Source organism: Novosphingobium sp. (assembly GCF_024642085.1).
Taxonomy (GTDB): domain Bacteria; phylum Pseudomonadota; class Alphaproteobacteria; order Sphingomonadales; family Sphingomonadaceae; genus Novosphingobium.
In genome coordinates this window covers 165,117-180,698 of the sequence record NZ_JAHEBV010000001.1, presented here as the reverse complement: position 1 = coordinate 180,698, position 15,582 = coordinate 165,117, and the positions used below count along the sequence as shown (strand labels likewise).

The 15,582-nt window shown below is 61.7% G+C and carries 18 protein-coding genes; 15 read left to right on the top strand and 3 right to left on the bottom strand.

The genetic code is table 11. The features are described from left to right. Positions 1 to 352: SDR family NAD(P)-dependent oxidoreductase (locus Q0L62_RS00915; protein WP_296675096.1), on the top strand; the 352-nt coding region annotated here is incomplete at its 5' end. Between the two features lie 3 nt (positions 353 to 355). On the opposite strand, the gene Q0L62_RS00910 is transcribed toward Q0L62_RS00915, so the two are convergent. Further along, positions 356 to 646 (bottom strand): 4a-hydroxytetrahydrobiopterin dehydratase, encoded by a 291-nt coding sequence (locus Q0L62_RS00910; protein WP_296675093.1) that lies wholly within the window; start codon positions 644 to 646, stop codon positions 356 to 358. Between Q0L62_RS00910 and ccmA the strand changes: the two genes are divergently transcribed. From ccmA to Q0L62_RS00895, 3 genes are read left to right on the top strand one after another with little or no spacing between them, the layout of a single operon-like run. Beyond that, on the top strand, positions 645 to 1,274 hold the full coding sequence (gene ccmA / locus Q0L62_RS00905; protein ID WP_367183235.1) for a heme ABC exporter ATP-binding protein CcmA: 630 nt from the start codon (positions 645 to 647) through the stop codon (positions 1,272 to 1,274). The two genes, Q0L62_RS00910 and ccmA, sit on opposite strands and share 2 nt — an antisense overlap. After that, positions 1,271 to 1,927, top strand: coding sequence for a heme exporter protein CcmB (locus Q0L62_RS00900; protein ID WP_296675091.1), 657 nt, complete (start codon positions 1,271 to 1,273; stop codon positions 1,925 to 1,927). Before ccmA ends, Q0L62_RS00900 begins: the two co-directional genes overlap by 4 nt. A gap of 36 nt (positions 1,928 to 1,963) precedes the next feature. Next, on the top strand, positions 1,964 to 2,770 hold the full coding sequence (locus tag Q0L62_RS00895) for a hypothetical protein (protein ID WP_296675090.1): 807 nt from the start codon (positions 1,964 to 1,966) through the stop codon (positions 2,768 to 2,770). 18 nt (positions 2,771 to 2,788) lie between these two features. Here Q0L62_RS00895 and map read toward each other — a convergent pair whose 3' ends face one another. Continuing rightward, the gene (gene map, locus Q0L62_RS00890; RefSeq protein WP_296675087.1) at positions 2,789 to 3,613 is read right to left on the bottom strand and encodes a type I methionyl aminopeptidase; all 825 of its coding nucleotides are present in this window, start codon (positions 3,611 to 3,613) and stop codon (positions 2,789 to 2,791) included. Between the two features lie 40 nt (positions 3,614 to 3,653). Further along, positions 3,654 to 4,478: a DUF4163 domain-containing protein gene (locus Q0L62_RS00885; protein WP_296675083.1), complete on the bottom strand. Its 825-nt coding sequence runs from the start codon at positions 4,476 to 4,478 to the stop codon at positions 3,654 to 3,656. A 53-nt stretch (positions 4,479 to 4,531) separates the two neighbouring features. Between Q0L62_RS00885 and Q0L62_RS00880 the strand changes: the two genes are divergently transcribed. From Q0L62_RS00880 to Q0L62_RS00830, 11 genes are all read left to right on the top strand, one after another. After that, positions 4,532 to 5,914: a M17 family metallopeptidase gene (locus Q0L62_RS00880; RefSeq protein WP_296675082.1), complete on the top strand. Its 1,383-nt coding sequence runs from the start codon at positions 4,532 to 4,534 to the stop codon at positions 5,912 to 5,914. Continuing rightward, positions 5,907 to 6,311 (top strand): SH3 domain-containing protein, encoded by a 405-nt coding sequence (locus Q0L62_RS00875; RefSeq protein ID WP_296675079.1) that lies wholly within the window; start codon positions 5,907 to 5,909, stop codon positions 6,309 to 6,311. Before Q0L62_RS00880 ends, Q0L62_RS00875 begins: the two co-directional genes overlap by 8 nt. After that, the gene (gene argC / locus Q0L62_RS00870; protein ID WP_296675077.1) at positions 6,308 to 7,231 is read left to right on the top strand and encodes an N-acetyl-gamma-glutamyl-phosphate reductase; all 924 of its coding nucleotides are present in this window, start codon (positions 6,308 to 6,310) and stop codon (positions 7,229 to 7,231) included. Before Q0L62_RS00875 ends, argC begins: the two co-directional genes overlap by 4 nt. A gap of 241 nt (positions 7,232 to 7,472) precedes the next feature. Beyond that, positions 7,473 to 7,811: a P-II family nitrogen regulator gene (locus Q0L62_RS00865; RefSeq protein ID WP_296675074.1), complete on the top strand. Its 339-nt coding sequence runs from the start codon at positions 7,473 to 7,475 to the stop codon at positions 7,809 to 7,811. A gap of 64 nt (positions 7,812 to 7,875) precedes the next feature. Continuing rightward, a complete protein-coding gene (gene glnA / locus Q0L62_RS00860) occupies positions 7,876 to 9,285 on the top strand; it encodes a type I glutamate--ammonia ligase (RefSeq protein WP_296675072.1) in 1,410 nt (469 codons plus the stop codon). A gap of 447 nt (positions 9,286 to 9,732) precedes the next feature. Then, entirely contained in the window at positions 9,733 to 10,314 is a 582-nt protein-coding gene (locus tag Q0L62_RS00855) for a lysozyme (RefSeq protein WP_296675069.1), read from the top strand. A 246-nt stretch (positions 10,315 to 10,560) separates the two neighbouring features. Beyond that, entirely contained in the window at positions 10,561 to 11,082 is a 522-nt protein-coding gene (locus Q0L62_RS00850) for an energy transducer TonB (protein ID WP_296675066.1), read from the top strand. A 203-nt stretch (positions 11,083 to 11,285) separates the two neighbouring features. Then, positions 11,286 to 12,287 carry a hypothetical protein gene (locus Q0L62_RS00845; RefSeq protein WP_296675063.1) on the top strand — a complete coding sequence of 334 codons (1,002 nt, stop codon included), beginning with the start codon at positions 11,286 to 11,288 and terminating at the stop codon, positions 12,285 to 12,287. A gap of 18 nt (positions 12,288 to 12,305) precedes the next feature. Next, positions 12,306 to 12,863 (top strand): fasciclin domain-containing protein, encoded by a 558-nt coding sequence (locus Q0L62_RS00840; protein WP_296675061.1) that lies wholly within the window; start codon positions 12,306 to 12,308, stop codon positions 12,861 to 12,863. 139 nt (positions 12,864 to 13,002) lie between these two features. Next, the gene (locus tag Q0L62_RS00835) at positions 13,003 to 14,427 is read left to right on the top strand and encodes an aldehyde dehydrogenase family protein (protein ID WP_296675059.1); all 1,425 of its coding nucleotides are present in this window, start codon (positions 13,003 to 13,005) and stop codon (positions 14,425 to 14,427) included. A 19-nt stretch (positions 14,428 to 14,446) separates the two neighbouring features. Further along, positions 14,447 to 15,550 carry a helix-turn-helix domain-containing protein gene (locus tag Q0L62_RS00830; protein ID WP_296675056.1) on the top strand — a complete coding sequence of 368 codons (1,104 nt, stop codon included), beginning with the start codon at positions 14,447 to 14,449 and terminating at the stop codon, positions 15,548 to 15,550. Positions 15,551 to 15,582 lie beyond the last annotated feature (32 nt).

Sequence of the window (15,582 nt, the reverse complement as noted above, 5' to 3'; positions counted from 1 at the left end):
CTATTCGGCGACCAAGTTCGGAGTGCGCGCGCTGACCGAAAGCCTTGACGCCGAATGGTTCCAGGACGGCATCAAGGTGGCAGACCTGATGCCCGGTTTCATCGACACGCCGCTGATCGATATGGCACCCAACGCTGGCACCAACAGCGGCATCCGTGAGCAAGTTGTTGCCGCCGGGCTTGAAATTACGCCCGTGTCCGCCGTCGGAGATGCAGCCTGGGCGGCAGTCAACGGCACGGCGCTGCACACCTATGTCGGCAAGACCGCGCGCCGCGGCGCCTTCGCTGCGCGGTGGATGCCCGGCAGCATGCGCCGGTTCAACCGCAAGCGGGTGCGTCCGCTGGCAAAGTAGGCTTCAGAGAAAACCCTCGATCGCGCGGGCCATCGCGGCATCGCGCGTGCTCAGCCCCCCGGCGTCGTGAGTGGTCAGGGTGATCTGCACGCGGTTGTAGACGTTGGACCATTCGGGGTGGTGATCGACCTTGTCGGCATAAAGCGCGACGCGGGTCATGAAGCCGAAGGCCTGGTTGAAATCGGCAAACTCAAGCGTCCGCTCGATCGCGTGGCCATCGCCGCGCAGTTCCCAGCCTGGAAACTCGGCCAGCATCGCGGCGATTTCGGGTTCGCTGAGACGGTGTACGGACATGCGCGGCTCTCCTTGGCAGGGCCGCAGCTTTCCCCTATCCGGCGTGGCCATGCAAGGGGCCCGCCTGACCGCATCGAATATAGCCTGCCAGCGGGGCGACCGGCTGCTGTTCCAGAACGTGGACTTTGCGCTGGAAGGCGGGGCAGCCCTGCAATTGACCGGCGCCAACGGGACGGGCAAATCCAGCCTGATCCGCATTCTGGCAGGGCTTTTGCCAGCCTTTGCCGGAACGGTGAACCGCCAATGCGCAGCGGCCCTGCTCGACGAACGCCCTGCGCTTGATCCGCACCTGCCTTTGGGCCGCGCCCTGGCCTTCTGGCAGAAGCTCGACGGGCCAGAGGACAACCAGGCCATGCGGCTGGGGCTTGGTGACCTGCTGGACGTGCCAGTTCGCTACCTTTCAACCGGGCAGAAAAAGCGCGCCGCGCTTGCCCGGCTGATCGGCCAGCGCGCGCCGCTGTGGCTGCTTGATGAACCGCTTAACGGGCTTGATTCGCGCGGCGTCGCCCTTGTTGAAGCGCTTGCTGCGGAACATTGCCGCGGCGGCGGGATCTGCGTCATCGCTTCGCACCAGCCGTTCACGCTGGCGGGCATTGCGCGGCTAGATCTCAGGGATTTCGCGGCATGAGCATCCTCGTTGCCCTGCTCGCGCGTGACCTGAAGCAGTTGCTGCTGGGCGGGCGGCGCGGCGGGGCACTGCTGCCGGTGCTGTTCTTCGTGGCGGTGGCAATGCTGTTCCCCTTTGCGGTCGGGCCCGACGCGCCGGTGCTGGCGCGGACCGGCGGCGGGGTGCTGTGGATCGCTGCGCTGCTCGCCGCGATCCTGCCGCTTGACCGGCTGATCGAGCCTGATCTTGAACTGGGCCTGTTCGACCAGTGGGCGCTGCGCGGGATCAGTGAGGAAGCGGTGGTTGCGGTGCGGGTGCTGGCCCACTGGCTCAGCTTCGCGCCGCCGTTGATGCTCGCCGCCCTTCCCGGCGCAGCGCTGGTCGGGATCGACGGAGCGACTTTGCGCACGGTTGAACTGGGCCTGCTGCTCGGCACCCCGGGCCTCGCCGCACTCGGCGTCACCGTCGCCGCGCTGACCGCAGGCCTGCGCGGCGGCGCGGCCCTGGGCGGACTGCTGGTGATCCCGCTCGCCGTCCCGCTGCTGGTCTTCGGCGCGGGCAGCCTGGCGACGGGGGGCCAAAGCGGGCTGGCGCTGTGCGGTGCGGTGAGTTTGGTGCTGCTGGCGATTGCACCGTTTGCCGGCGGGGCAGCGATCAGGGCTGGGAGGGGATAGCGAAATGGCTGTCAGCAGCGAGATTGGGACGCAATAATGACCTTTGAAATCCCAACTTGTTTCGTGGCGTTGTTTGACATCGTTGGGTTCAAAGCGATGCGCCAAAAATTGGGAACTGCGGGATTGATGCAGAAATTTGAGCGCAGCGCCCTTCCCATGATTCAGTATTCTGCAGCAGGAAAATTCAAGCATGAGATCAGAGGCGAAAGACAATTTAGTGTTCCTGATTTTGATGTTAGCAGCCTAGGATATCGTGTTTTTTCGGATACTGTCATATACTGGACACAGGATGATACGCTCCTGTCATTTCTAAAAATTGTTTTTGCCTCATCTCAACTGATCGCATCTGGATTTGGTTCAAATGCACCATATCGTGGAGCGATCGGGCACGGTGACTTTTTGCTTCGCGGTGAGATAATTTTGGGCGAAGCGCTTGAGGACGCTTACTTGTGGGAAGCAAGTCAAGCTTGGGCAGGTGTCTCACTCACACCGAAATGCGAAGAGTTCTGTCGTCAACAGGATTACTTAGAGCAGCGAAATAGACTACTCAGCCAAGCGAGTGAAGACCAGGCAGACGAACGCCTACGAACGAAAATTTTGCAAGAAACACATAGACTTGTATCTTACGAAATCCCTCTTCAGTCGAACCCAAAGGACGGTGCAGCAAAATACTCAGCAAAAGACGGAATCGTCCTCGATTGGACATTGAACGTTTATGAAGGTGCGGCAACAAAATCGTTGGTCAATCCTAGCAATTCACATGCTCAACATATACGGGAACAAACTATTGCATTCGAGGAATGGGCGCGAAGGGCCGCCAAAGATCGAACATTTGGCTTGTGATACCTGAATTTTGTCGCCTCAATAAGGCGGCTTATCCAACCCCTTCGGGCTCGCCGTAAACACCTCGCACCCGGTCTCTGTAATCCCGATCGAATGTTCGAACTGGGCCGAGAGCGAGCGGTCGCGGGTTACGGCGGTCCAGCCGTCTTCCATCATCCGCACCCCGGCCTTGCCCAGATTGATCATCGGTTCGATGGTGAAAAACATCCCCGGCTTCAGTTCCGGCCCGGTGCCGGCGCGGGCGGCGTGGATCACTTCGGGGGCATCGTGGAACAGGCGGCCCAGCCCGTGGCCGCAAAACTCGCGCACCACGCCGTAGCGGTGCTTTTCGGCATGGGCCTGGATGGCTGCGCCAATATCGCCCAGCCGCTCGCCGGGCTTGGCCTTGTCGATCCCGATCATCAGGCATTCATAGGTTACATCAACCAGGCGCCGCGCTTTCAAGGATACGTCGCCGACCAGGTACATCCGGCTGCTATCGCCGTGCCAGCCATCCAGCAGCGGGGTAACGTCGATGTTGATGATATCGCCGTCGCGCAGCACCTTGTCACCCGGGATGCCGTGGCAGATCACGTTGTTGATCGAGGTGCAGCACGAATGGGCAAAACCGCGATAGCCCAGCGTCGCGGGCACCGCGCCGCCATCCAGCGTCATCTGACGGACCACATCGTCAATCTGCCCGGTGGTCACCCCCGGCTGGACGAGATCAGCCATCGTGTCCAGTATTTCGGCCGCCAGCCGGCCCGCCCTGCGCATCCCTTCGAAGGCGCCGGGGCCATGCAGCTTGATTGTGCCGTCGCGCAGGACGGTCTCGGTATCGGCAACGGTCTGGTACATCGTCATGGCCCGCTACATAGCAACCGCTGCGCCAAATTGCGAGGGTTCAGCGCGCCTGTGCGAAGGCGCCGCGATACGCGGGTTTGATCGCGGCCAGCACTGCTGCGGTGACCGGCAGCGTCACTTCGTAGTTTCCTTCGGCAAAGGGTCCTGCCTCATACGGGTTCACCAGCACCCCCAGCCGGGTGAAGTGCTGGTGGTCGCCTGATCCCAGGATGATCTGCGATTTGACCGGATCGATGCACTCGGTAAACTCTTCGTTGCTGCCCGGTTTGACCGGAACGCCGCGCTTGCTGCCGCGCTGGCGGTCAATTTCCGCGCAGAAATCCTGGCGGATCGCGGCCGACAGCGCCGCCGGGGATGTGAACAGGTCAAGCGCGCCGCGCGTTACCCCGGCGCCCTTGTCCCATAGCAGCCCATCCGACCACGGATTGCCGTGCGCCCCGCCCAGATATTCCCAGCGCTGCGCCGACAGCGACAGCCAGCCAGGCAGATCCGTGACCACTTGCCACTTCGTCGAATGAACATAGGCGTGATAGGGAAGGCCGCCCCGTTTTGCCTCGGCCTGCCAGTCCCGGGCACCTTTGATCAATTTGGCTTTCTGCGCGTCCAGATCGGAGTCGAGCCAATTTTTCAGCGCCGGAATCGCGCCAGCTGCCGCAGGATACGCATAGGCGAACTCGTAAAGGTCATTCGTGTCCGCTACGGCGCGGGCGGTTCCCTGCCCTGATGATGCCGCAGCGCTCGCGCGGGCAGTCGCAGCGGGCGCAGCAGCCTGAGCCGGCGGGGCCGAACCAGCGTCCTGCGGTTCAGTATGGCCCTTGCACCCGGCTGCGGCCAACAAGGCAGCAACTATCAGCCGGCTACGCATTTTGGACAATTCCTCTCGCATAGACCGCCAAGCTGCGGCAAGAACGCCTCACCATGACCGACAAGACCGCTTTGATCCAGCCCGACCGTGACCAGTCCGCGATCGCCATCCACTTGGTCGACAAGGACGGGCTGGACGATTTCCTCAAAATCCTCAGCGCGCCGCAGCGTTCCGCCGCCCAGGCCCACAAGTTTGCCGCCGACCCGCATACCCACGCGGTCCTGCCCGATGGCGATGGCTGGATCGTGGCCGCAGGCGTGGCCTGCGCCGCCAGCCTTTCAACCTGGTGCATGGCCAGATTGGCCGAAGTCCTGCCGTCCGGCACCTACCGCTGTGCGAACGGAGATCCGGCTGCGGCCTTGCTTGGCTGGGTAACCGGGCAGTACCGTTTTGACCGCTATCGCAGCGACAGCGAACCCGATGGTCCGCGCGTTCTGCTGACCAAGGGGGTCAAGGCGATTGAGCCGGCAATCGCGGAAGGCGCTGCCACTGCACTGGTTCGCGATCTGGTCAACACACCAGCCGAGGACATGGGCCCGGCACAGCTGGAACACGAAGCCCAACTGATCGCCAAGGCCCATCAAGCCGAGTTCAAGGTGACTACCGGCGATGCACTTGAGCGCGGCTTTCCCATGGTTCACGCCGTCGGCCGGGCCGCTGCGCGCAGCCACGCCCCGCGCCTGATCGAACTGCACTGGGGCGATCCCCAGCATCCCAAGGTCGCGATTGTCGGCAAAGGCGTGTGCTTCGATTCAGGCGGGCTCGATATCAAGCCAGCGGCGGGCATGCTGCTGATGAAGAAGGATATGGGCGGCGCCGCGCATGCCCTGGCGCTGGCCAGCCTGATCATGCAGCACAAGCTGAAAGTGCGGCTGCACCTGCTGATCCCGGCGGTGGAGAATGCAATTTCAGGCAATGCCTTTCGCCCCGGCGACGTGCTGCGCAGCCGCAAAGGGCTGAGCGTTGAGATTGGCAACACCGATGCCGAAGGGCGCCTGGTGCTGGGCGATGCATTAACCCGCGCGGGCGAGGAAGACCCGGCGCTGGTGATCGATTTCGCCACTCTTACCGGCGCGGCACGGGTCGCTTTGGGACCGGACCTGCCCGCGTTGTTCACCCGGCAGGATAAGACCGCTGAACAGCTGCTGTCCTGCGGCAACGCCGCCGACGATCCGTGCTGGCGCTTGCCGCTGCACGGCGGCTATGCAGAATACTTGAAAAGCGACGTAGCCGATCTTGGCAATGCCGGGGGCAATGGCTTTGCCGGGGCGACAGTCGCTGCGATGTTCCTCGACCGGTTCGTGCCCGAAGGAACGGACTGGGCCCATTTCGACACCTTTGCCTGGCGCCCCGCAGCCAAGCCCGGCCGGCCCAAAGGCGGCGACGCCCTGGGTCTGCGCGCAGCCTGGGGGATGTTAAAGGCTCGGTATGGATAGCTTGATAGAGGAGTCTGGGAGCGCTAAGCGCCCGATCTTCCAGTTTCAGGGGCCCGATACTTTGCCAGCCAGTGCCATCCCGACCGAACAGTTGCGCCTTTCCGGTCCAAGCGAGAAGCTTGACGCGGCGCATTGGCCGGTGCGCGGTGATCTGGCGCATATTCGCCTGGCTGGCCGGGTGTTCGTGCCGCACTATGTCGTTCCGATGCCGCGCACGGTCGTCCCCGCCGGGGCAAAGCTGCTTGTGTCCAACAGCCATGATGCCGAAGTGCGAGACGTGCTGGTCGGCAATTCTCTGTTCAACGTGCTCGACATGGCGGGCGGCTGGGCCTGGGGCCAGATCGGTGATGACGGCTGCGTCGGTTACGTACCGCTCGAAGCCCTGTCTGCGACGTGACCGGCCGGATTTTCATCGATGGAGCGGCCGGTACCACCGGACTTGAAATAGTCGAACGGCTGCACGGCCGCACGGCGTTCGAGCTGATCCTCCTTGATGACAACCAGCGCAAAAGCGCGGACGCGCGGCGCGATGCCTATCATGCCGCCGATTTTGCCGTGCTGTGCCTGCCCGACGATGCTGCGCGCGAGGCGGTGGCCCTGGCCGAGGGGGCGAACGTGCGGATAATTGATGCGTCGAGCGCACACCGTGTCGCAGATGGCTGGACCTACGGCTTTCCCGAGCTGATCGGCCGCGACAAGATCGCCGGCGCAGCCCGCGTCAGCAATCCCGGATGCTATCCTACGGGCTTTCTCGCCCTGCTCGCGCCGCTGGTGCGCAAGGGTCTGCTCCCGGGAAGCTGGCCCTACACCTGTCACGCGGTTTCTGGCTATTCGGGCGGCGGCAAGGCGCTGATCGACCGGTTCGAGGCAGATGGCGACATTGCCTATCGCGATTATGGCCTGTCCATGGGACACAAGCACGTGGCCGAAATGCAGCGGTATGCCGGCCTTGCCCAAATGCCGCTGTTTGCACCAGCGGTCGTACCGGCGCACCGCGGCATGGTGGTTGAAGTGCCCGTTCACCTTGCGGCGATGGAGCATGCCGCGCCAACCGATGGACTGCGTGATTGCCTGGTTGATTTCTATGCTGGATCACCGGTTGTGCGGGTTCACGAGGAAACCCCGGACGAACTGCTGCTGCGCGTATCGGCCAAGCCGTCCGACCGGCTTGACCTGTACGTTTACGGTAGCCGCGATGGTAATCAGGCGCGGCTGGTCGCGGTGCTCGACAACCTGGGCAAGGGCGCCAGCGGCGCAGCCGTACAAAGCCTGAATATCATGGCGGGCTTGCCTGAAATCGACGGGCTTGCGCTTTAGTGCCTAATTATTAGGCAGGCTTGCTGAAAAGTTGAGCAAGTTTGAGCAACCGCGAGCGTATTTATCGTACCGTTTGTGCGCGAAATCCAACCAAATCTTGCGATTCCACTCTTTTCGCATCTGCACACTTGCCCTAGGGGAGGTGGACAACAGCTGGCACGATTCTTGAACCTCGAAAGCGTGCAGCAAACGATTACCCGGCCCGCAGTGGCGGTGCCGGTTTTCCGCGCGGGGGATTTACGTGAAGAAGATCGAAGCGATCATCAAGCCGTTCAAGCTCGACGAAGTGAAGGAAGCGCTTCACGAAGTCGGGGTATCAGGCATCACCGTGACCGAGGCCAAGGGATTTGGCCGACAGAAAGGCCATACCGAACTGTACCGCGGGGCCGAGTACGTCGTCGATTTCCTGCCGAAGGTTAAGCTTGAGGTGGTGGTTGCCGATGCGCTGGCCGAACGCGTGGTCGAAGCGATTGCCGGCGCGGCGCAGACCGGACGGATCGGGGACGGCAAGATCTTCGTGACCGCAATCGAAAGCGCGCTGCGCATTCGTACTGGCGAACGTGACGAAGACGCAATCTAGGGCATACCAGGATTTCACTAACTCCCCTGCCGCTGCGCATTAGGGGATCGCAAAGGACACACAAATGGCCAAGGCAAAGGACATCATCAAGCGGATCAAGGAAGAGGAGATCGAATGGGTCGATCTGCGCTTCACCGATCCCAAGGGCAAATGGCAGCATCTGACGATGTGCTCGGTCGTGATGGGCGAGGACGAACTGGAAGACGGTCTGATGTTTGACGGATCGTCGATCGAAGGCTGGAAGGCGATCAACGAATCCGACATGATCCTGAAGCCGGATCTGGATTCGGTATTCATTGATCCGTTCAGCGCGACCCCGATGATGATAATCAACTGCGATATCGTCGAGCCTTCGACCGGTGATCTTTACGCGCGCGACCCACGTTCGACCGCCAAGCGCGCCGAAGCCTATCTGAAGTCGACCGGCATTGGCGATACGATCTACGTCGGTCCCGAGGCCGAGTTTTTCATGTTTGACGATGTGCGGTTTTATGACGGGTACGACGGCAATGGCTTCCGTATCGACGACATCGAACTGCCGACCAATTCGAATACCAAGTACGAAGCTGGCAACCTGGCCCACCGCCCCCGTGCCAAGGGTGGCTATTTCCCGGTTGCGCCGGTCGACAGCTGCATGGACATCCGCGGCGAGATGGTCTCGACCATGCTTGAAATGGGATTGCCGTGCGACAAGCACCACCACGAAGTTGCCAGCGCTCAGCACGAACTGGGGCTGACCTTCGGCACCCTGGTGCAGACCGCTGACCGCATGCAGGTTTACAAGTACGTCGTCCACCAGGTCGCCCAGGCATACGGCAAGACCGCCACGTTCATGCCCAAGCCGATCATGAAGGACAACGGATCGGGCATGCACACCCACATGTCGATCTGGGATGGCGGCAAGCCACTGTTCGCCGGGAACGGCTATGCCGGTCTGTCCGACATGTGCCTCTATTTCATCGGCGGCGTTATCAAGCACGCCAAGTCGCTGAACGCTTTCACCAACCCCACCACCAACAGCTACAAGCGGCTGGTTCCGGGTTACGAAGCACCGGTGCTGCTGGCCTATTCGGCGCGTAACCGCTCGGCCTCGTGCCGGATTCCTTATGGTGCGGGCGACAAGGCCAAGCGGGTCGAATTCCGTTTTCCTGATGCGATGGCCAACCCATACCTGTGCTATGCCGCGCTGTTCATGGCCGGGCTCGACGGGATCAAGAACAAGATCCATCCGGGCGAAGCGATGGACAAGAACCTTTACGACCTGCCCCCGGCTGAACTGGCCGAGGTCCCGACCGTGTGCGGTTCGCTACGTGAAGCGCTGGAAAGCCTTGAGGCCGATTACGACTACCTGTTGCAAGGCGGCGTGTTCACCAAGGATCAGATCGATGCCTACATCGAACTGAAGTGGCCCGAAGTGCTGCGCTGGGAAACGACGCCCTCCGCGGTCGAATTCGACATGTACTACAGCTACTGATCCCCTGATCAGAGCAAATGAAGGGCGCTGCGGGGAATCGCAGCGCCCTTTGCTTTGGCAGGACGTGCTTGCAGATCATAAAATTTCGAACGGCACGGCAAGCCGGGAAGATTATTTGCAATGTGGTGAAACCCGCACAATGCATTCGAATACATTTCCGAATTCGTTTTCAAAGCCGCCGACCTGCGCATAGGGCGCCGCCGCGTGGAAGGCACCGCTGCCAGCACCCGGTTTCCGGACGCTGACGGTGCGGGAGCTGGCCGGAAGGATCCGGCTCGGATTCAAAACGCCAGACTGGCTTTTAAGCTTACCCGCCTTCGGGTCGCACCGCGGCCAGCCTTCGGGCTGGTCGCGGTTTTCTCGCACTTTTGAAAATCACTTTTTTGGTTTCCTACAATAAAGCAGTTATCCATATTGGTTATTTAACCGCGTAATGGATCTTCTTACATGCCCTTTTCTCTGGATTTCTTTGATGCCCTGCGCCGGATGAAAGCGCGCCCAAAGTGCACAGTACCCGCAATTGTCGTTAAATCGCCCGCCACCGCCGGTCCGGCAAATCCCCGGCCGGCCATTCGCCAGATCGGACCCGCGGGAATTGTCCTCGTAAAGCGCTTCGAAGGATGTGCCCGAAAGCGGACCGACGGCTGCTTTGGCGCCTATCCGGACCCGGGCAGCGGCGGACATCCCTGGACCATCGGCTGGGGAGCGACCGGTGCGGGGATCGTGCAGGGGTTAGTGTGGACGCAGCAGCAATGCGACGAACGACTGGCCAGTGATCTGGCGCGCTATGCGGCCGAGGTGAGCGCTGCGATCGGCACATCGCCGACTTCAGCGGCCCAGTTCGATGCCATGGTCAGCTTCCACTACAACACTGGCGCAATCAGACGCGCAACGCTGACAAAGCTGCACCGTGCTGGCGATCACGCTGCGGCATCGCGTGAGTTTGGCAAATGGGTTCAGGCAGGCGGACGGCGCCTTCCAGGACTTGTCAGGCGGCGCGCGGCCGAAGCCGAACTCTACAACCGCTGACGTCATGTCGCCGGTCTGGCGGTATGGCCGGCACGTCGGGCCTATTTCGCCGTTCGTCGATATTAGGCAACTTTTGAACTTTCCGACCTTGACCTGCCGCAACAAAAGAGCGATTTTCAGCACCAGGGACAGCGCGTGATCCGCAGAGCGCACGCCGCCTCGCCTTCGATCTGAGACATAAGAGAAGCTGACTAACCCGTGGACATCGGGGTCGCGTCCGCATCGTCACAGGAAGGATTTTTAAGAATGAAACTCGCTCTAACTGCAGCTTGTGCTGCCAGCCTCTGCTTGTCTGCATTTATCCCCGCCGCCGCTTTCGCCGACGATCCGATTGTCGTCAAAAGCCGTCAGGTCACAGCTTCCCAGTGGAAGGTGGATCTGTCGAAGAGCCTTTCCCGCAACCTCGATGATGGCTTGCGCAACGGCTTGGCCCGCTACATGCGAGGTTCGGGCGGGATCGCTGCCATCACGTTCCGTCTGGATGAGCAGGGCCGCGCTGACGAAGTTGCCTTGGCCCGATCGTCTGGAGACATTCAGGTTGATCGCGTGGCAAAATGGGCCGTCCGGCGCCTGAATGCCGTGGCGCCCTATCCGGCAGCAGCGAATCGCGCGATGCAGGTTCGCGCCTATCTGATCGTCGCGCCTGATCAGGATGTGTACGATAGGATGGCACATACTGCACAAGACATCGAACGCCAGCGCCAGATCGCGCAGGGACACAGCGCCGGTGAAATCGTCCTGACCGTCCTGCCCGGCAAGTCCGCCTGATTTTCAGATCATCAGGCGAACTGTCGCCGCGTCCTGCCGACTTCTGCGGTAGGCGGGACGCGGCGGCTTTTCGCTGCGCCGACGTAATGCGCTGCGCACGATAAAAAGCGCACAATTCCCACATTGCTCAGCCAAACCAGCCGCTCTCCAGGGAACCAGCTTTACCGCTCGGCGGTTATTGCGGCTCAACCCAGGAGAGTTTCATGCGTAAGTTTCTGACTTCGATAGCGCTCGCCGCGCTGGCTACAGCGGCGGCGCAGGCCAATCCAGGCGGAAACGGCAAGGGCGAAGCCAACGGCCCTGCCGGCCATGGTGGCGGAGCACTGACAATTGGCCAGATGCACAGTGACATACATGGAAAGGCCGCCAAGGCAGATCGGGGCAGCGATAACGATCGCACTGACGAGCGTGGTCCAATCAAGGAAACCCGCACTGAAAAGGGGCGTTCCGCCGGATTGCCGCAGTCCGTCCGCAACAACGAAGATTCGTGGAAAAGGCCGGTCGATTACCCCGGCCAAGGCAACAATGCCGGGTTTGCAAAGACCGAACGTGACGAGCGCGGTTCAGCCCGAACGGCCATCAAGGGCCGTGTTACCTCGTTGCCGCGGATTGACTGGAAGGGTTATGACAGCCGATCGCTGGTGGACGGATGTCCGCCCGGTTTGGCGAAGAAAAATAACGGATGCACACCGCCCGGGCTTGCCAAGGCTGACGATGACTGGACCCGCTATGACGCAAACTGGTGGGGCCTGCGCGGCCTGACCGGACTGAACGGATACCGGTATGTCGATGGCAACCTTGTCCGCCTGGGGTCCGGCGGCGCGGTGTCGGGATACTATCCGTTGCTGGGCGGCGCGCTTGCCATCGGCAACGTCTGGCCATCAAGTTGGCTTGAGACCCCGGTCTCGCCTTATTACGTCGATTATTACGGACTCGGCGAAGACTACCGGTACTTTGATGGCGCGCTTTATCGGCTTGATCCCCAGACGCAGGCGATTGAAACCGTTGCCGCCCTGCTGACCGGTGATACCTTTGTGATCGGCCAGCGTGTGCCGGAAGGTTACGGCGTATATAATGTGCCGGTTTCCTACCGCGACCGTTACGTCGACGGTCCGGACGCGGTGTACCGTTACAGTGATGGATATGTGTACGAGATCGATCCCACGACCCAGCTCGTCGCTGCCGCCATCAATCTGTTGACCTGACGCCGGGGAATGCTTTCCATGCAAAAGACAATCATCATTCTCGCCGCTGCCTCGGCGCTTGCGCTTGCCGCTTGTACTGACAAGGAGACGTCGTCGGCAGATCCTTCAACACAAACGGTAGCTGGGGCTAATGACAGCGTTTCGGCGCTGCTTGCCAAGGCCGGCGATATGAAATTGCTGACAGGCGCGATGGCTGCCACCGGGATGGACGGCGTGTTCAGCGGCAAGGGTGACTACACCGTGCTTGCACCGACAGACGCGGCTTTCTCGGCACTGGGCGACAAGGGCGCGACACTCAGCGATCCCGAGCAGAAGGCCGCCTTGGCTGCCATCCTTCGCGACCACATCTTGCCAGGAACGTTGACGACTGCCGACATCGGCAGAGCAATCGATGCGTCAAGCGGACGCAGTGTTACGATGCGCACCGTGGGGTCAGGTTCCATAACGTTCGCGCGCGATAGCCAGGGAATTATCGCCACTTCGGCCGACGGCGTGAAGGGGAAAATTACAGGCGAAGGAACGGTGGGTTCAAACGGCGCGGTACTGCCTATCGACACCCTGTTGAAAAAGGTTTGACTAGCGCACCTGCTGATCACGAGGATCGGCGCCCGAGTTTAGCGATAAGGGGGCTGCGCACACCGATTGCATCTTGCAATTGATCGGCGCGAGTCCGATTGTCGCCGAGTTTAATCGATCCCTTAAGGAGATTCGGATCATGCGCGAGAGGCTGCAACACTACATCGACGGCAAGTGGGTCGATAGCGAGGGCGGTGCGCGCCGCGAGGTGATCAACCCGGCTACGGAAGAGGCCTGTGCCGTGATCAGCGTCGGCACCAAGGCCGATGTCGACAAGGCCGTTGCGGCTGCGCGCCGCGCGTTCCCAAGCTGGAGCCAGACTACCCGTGAAGAACGGCTTGCGATCCTTGACCGGATTGTCGAGGAATACAAGAAACGCACCCAGGATCTGGCAGTTTCGATGGCCGAAGAAATGGGGGCTCCGCTCAGCTTTGCAGCGACCGCGCAAGTCGGTGCGGGGATCGGCGGCTTTCTTGGCACAATCGAAGCGCTGAAGAACTTCAGCTTTATGGAAGACGGCCCGGGCTACAAGGTAGCTTACGAGCCGATCGGCGTGGTCGGCATGATCACCCCGTGGAACTGGCCGCTAAACCAGATCGCGCTCAAAGTTGCGCCCTCGCTCGCCGCCGGCAACACCATGGTGCTCAAGCCGTCGGAAGAATGCCCGACCAACGCAGCAATCTTTGCCGAAATCCTTGACGCTGCGGGCGTGCCGCCGGGCGTATTCAATCTGGTGCAGGGTGATGGCCCGACCACCGGCAACGCGATAAGCAGCCATCCCGACGTTGAAATGGTCAGCTTCACAGGGTCGACCCGCGCCGGTATCGCGGTGGCCATCGCCGCCGCGCCGACAGTAAAGCGGGTGCATCAGGAGCTTGGCGGCAAATCACCCAACCTGGTTCTGCCCGATGCCGATCTGGCCACGCAGCTGCCGGCCGTTGCCATGGGTCCGCTGATAAACACCGGGCAATCGTGCATTTCGCCAACCAAGGTGCTCGTTGCCAAAGACCGTGAAGCAGAAGTGGTCGGTTTCTACAAATCGATGTATTCGGCAACCCCGGTCGGTGATCCGATGGCCGAGGGCAACCACCTTGGCCCAGTGGTCAACAAAGCACAGTACGACAAGATCAAGGACCTGATCCAATCGGCGATCGATCAGGGCGCAACGCTGGAAACCGGCGGAACCGATCTGCCCCCGGGGGTAAACCGCGGCTACTATATCCAGCCGACGGTATTCTCGAACGTCACCCCTGACATGCGCATCGCGCAGGAGGAAATCTTTGGTCCGGTCGCAACGATCCTGACTTATGACGACCTGGAATCCGGTATCGAACTGGCCAATGCAACCGAATACGGGCTGTCCGCAGCCATCACCGGCGATCCGGCAAAAGCGGCTTCGGTAGCGGGCAAGCTGCGCGCCGGTATGGTCGCTATCAACAACTGGGGTCCCAGCCCTGGCGCACCGTTCGGCGGCTACAAGCAATCGGGCAATGGCCGCGAAGGCGGCTTGGCCGGCCTCAAGGACTTCATGGAAATGAAGGCCATTTCAGGCCTGCCCGCCTGAACCGCGGCGCGCCTGCCGCGTGGATGAAGGGTTGAGTTTCGGATGGCGGACGGCAGTTCTGACTGTCGCCGTCATCCAGCTTCTCACGCTGGCCGGGGCCCTCTCGCGAACCATCGCCAACCGCGCCGCCAACCGAACGTTGGCGGCGTTGCTGTGTCTGATGGCGGCAATAGTCATGCCGTGGCTAATCGGGTTTGCGGGGTTCTACGACCGGTGGATGTGGCTGACTTTTGCTCCGTTTCAGGTCACGCTGGGCGCGGCTCCGCTGGCCTGGCTTTACCTGCGCGCCCTGACTGAAGGTGGCTTGCCGCGCCGGTGGCAGCGCCACCTTGCTCCCGCGCTTTTGCAGTTCACCTACCTTGCCGCGTGCTTCATTCTGCCGCTGGAAGCCAAGCTTGACTGGGCCGGCAGATCGTCAACCGCCTACGCTTCGGTTACCGGCGCTGTGTTGCTTTTGCAGATCGCCGGTTATGGACGCGATGCGGTGGGACTGCTGGCACGGTATAGGACCGTGCTGGGCGATCACCGCGCCGATGCCCAGCGCTATGCCGCGCGCTGGCTGGCGGCGGCTATGGCGGCGCTGGCGACGTTGTTCGTCGTCTGGACCGGTTATCTGGCCTGGGATCTGGTCAGCCCGCTCGGGTACAAGGGCTTGATGGGGCTATATCTGGCGATCGCGGCAGCGGCCCTGTTCCTGGGCATAGAGGGGTGGCGCCACGCTGCTTTGCCCTTTCCGCGGCTTGGCGATCTGGCCTTGGCGCCCGCGCCTGAACCGCGCGATTGGGCGGCATTGGGGCGCGAATGGGCCGACAGGGTCCGGCAGAACGGCTGGGCACGAGAGCCTGACCTGACGCTGGAGCGGCTGGCGCGGCGGCTGGGCACCAACACCGGCTATCTCAGCCGTGCGATCAACCAGGGTGAAGGAAGCAACTTTGCCACCTTCATTGCCCGCCTGCGCGCCGAAGCGGTCGCCAGTCGTCTGCGCGAAGGCGACGCAGCCGATCTTCTGACAATCGCGCTGGAAGAAGGTTTCGGATCGAAGGCTAGCTTCAACCGCGCCTTTGCCGCAGCGCTGGGAATGGCCCCATCGGCCTATCGGCGCCGCGTCTCAAAAGGCGAATAGTTGCGGCGCCAAGCGAATTGAGGCGCAGCGGA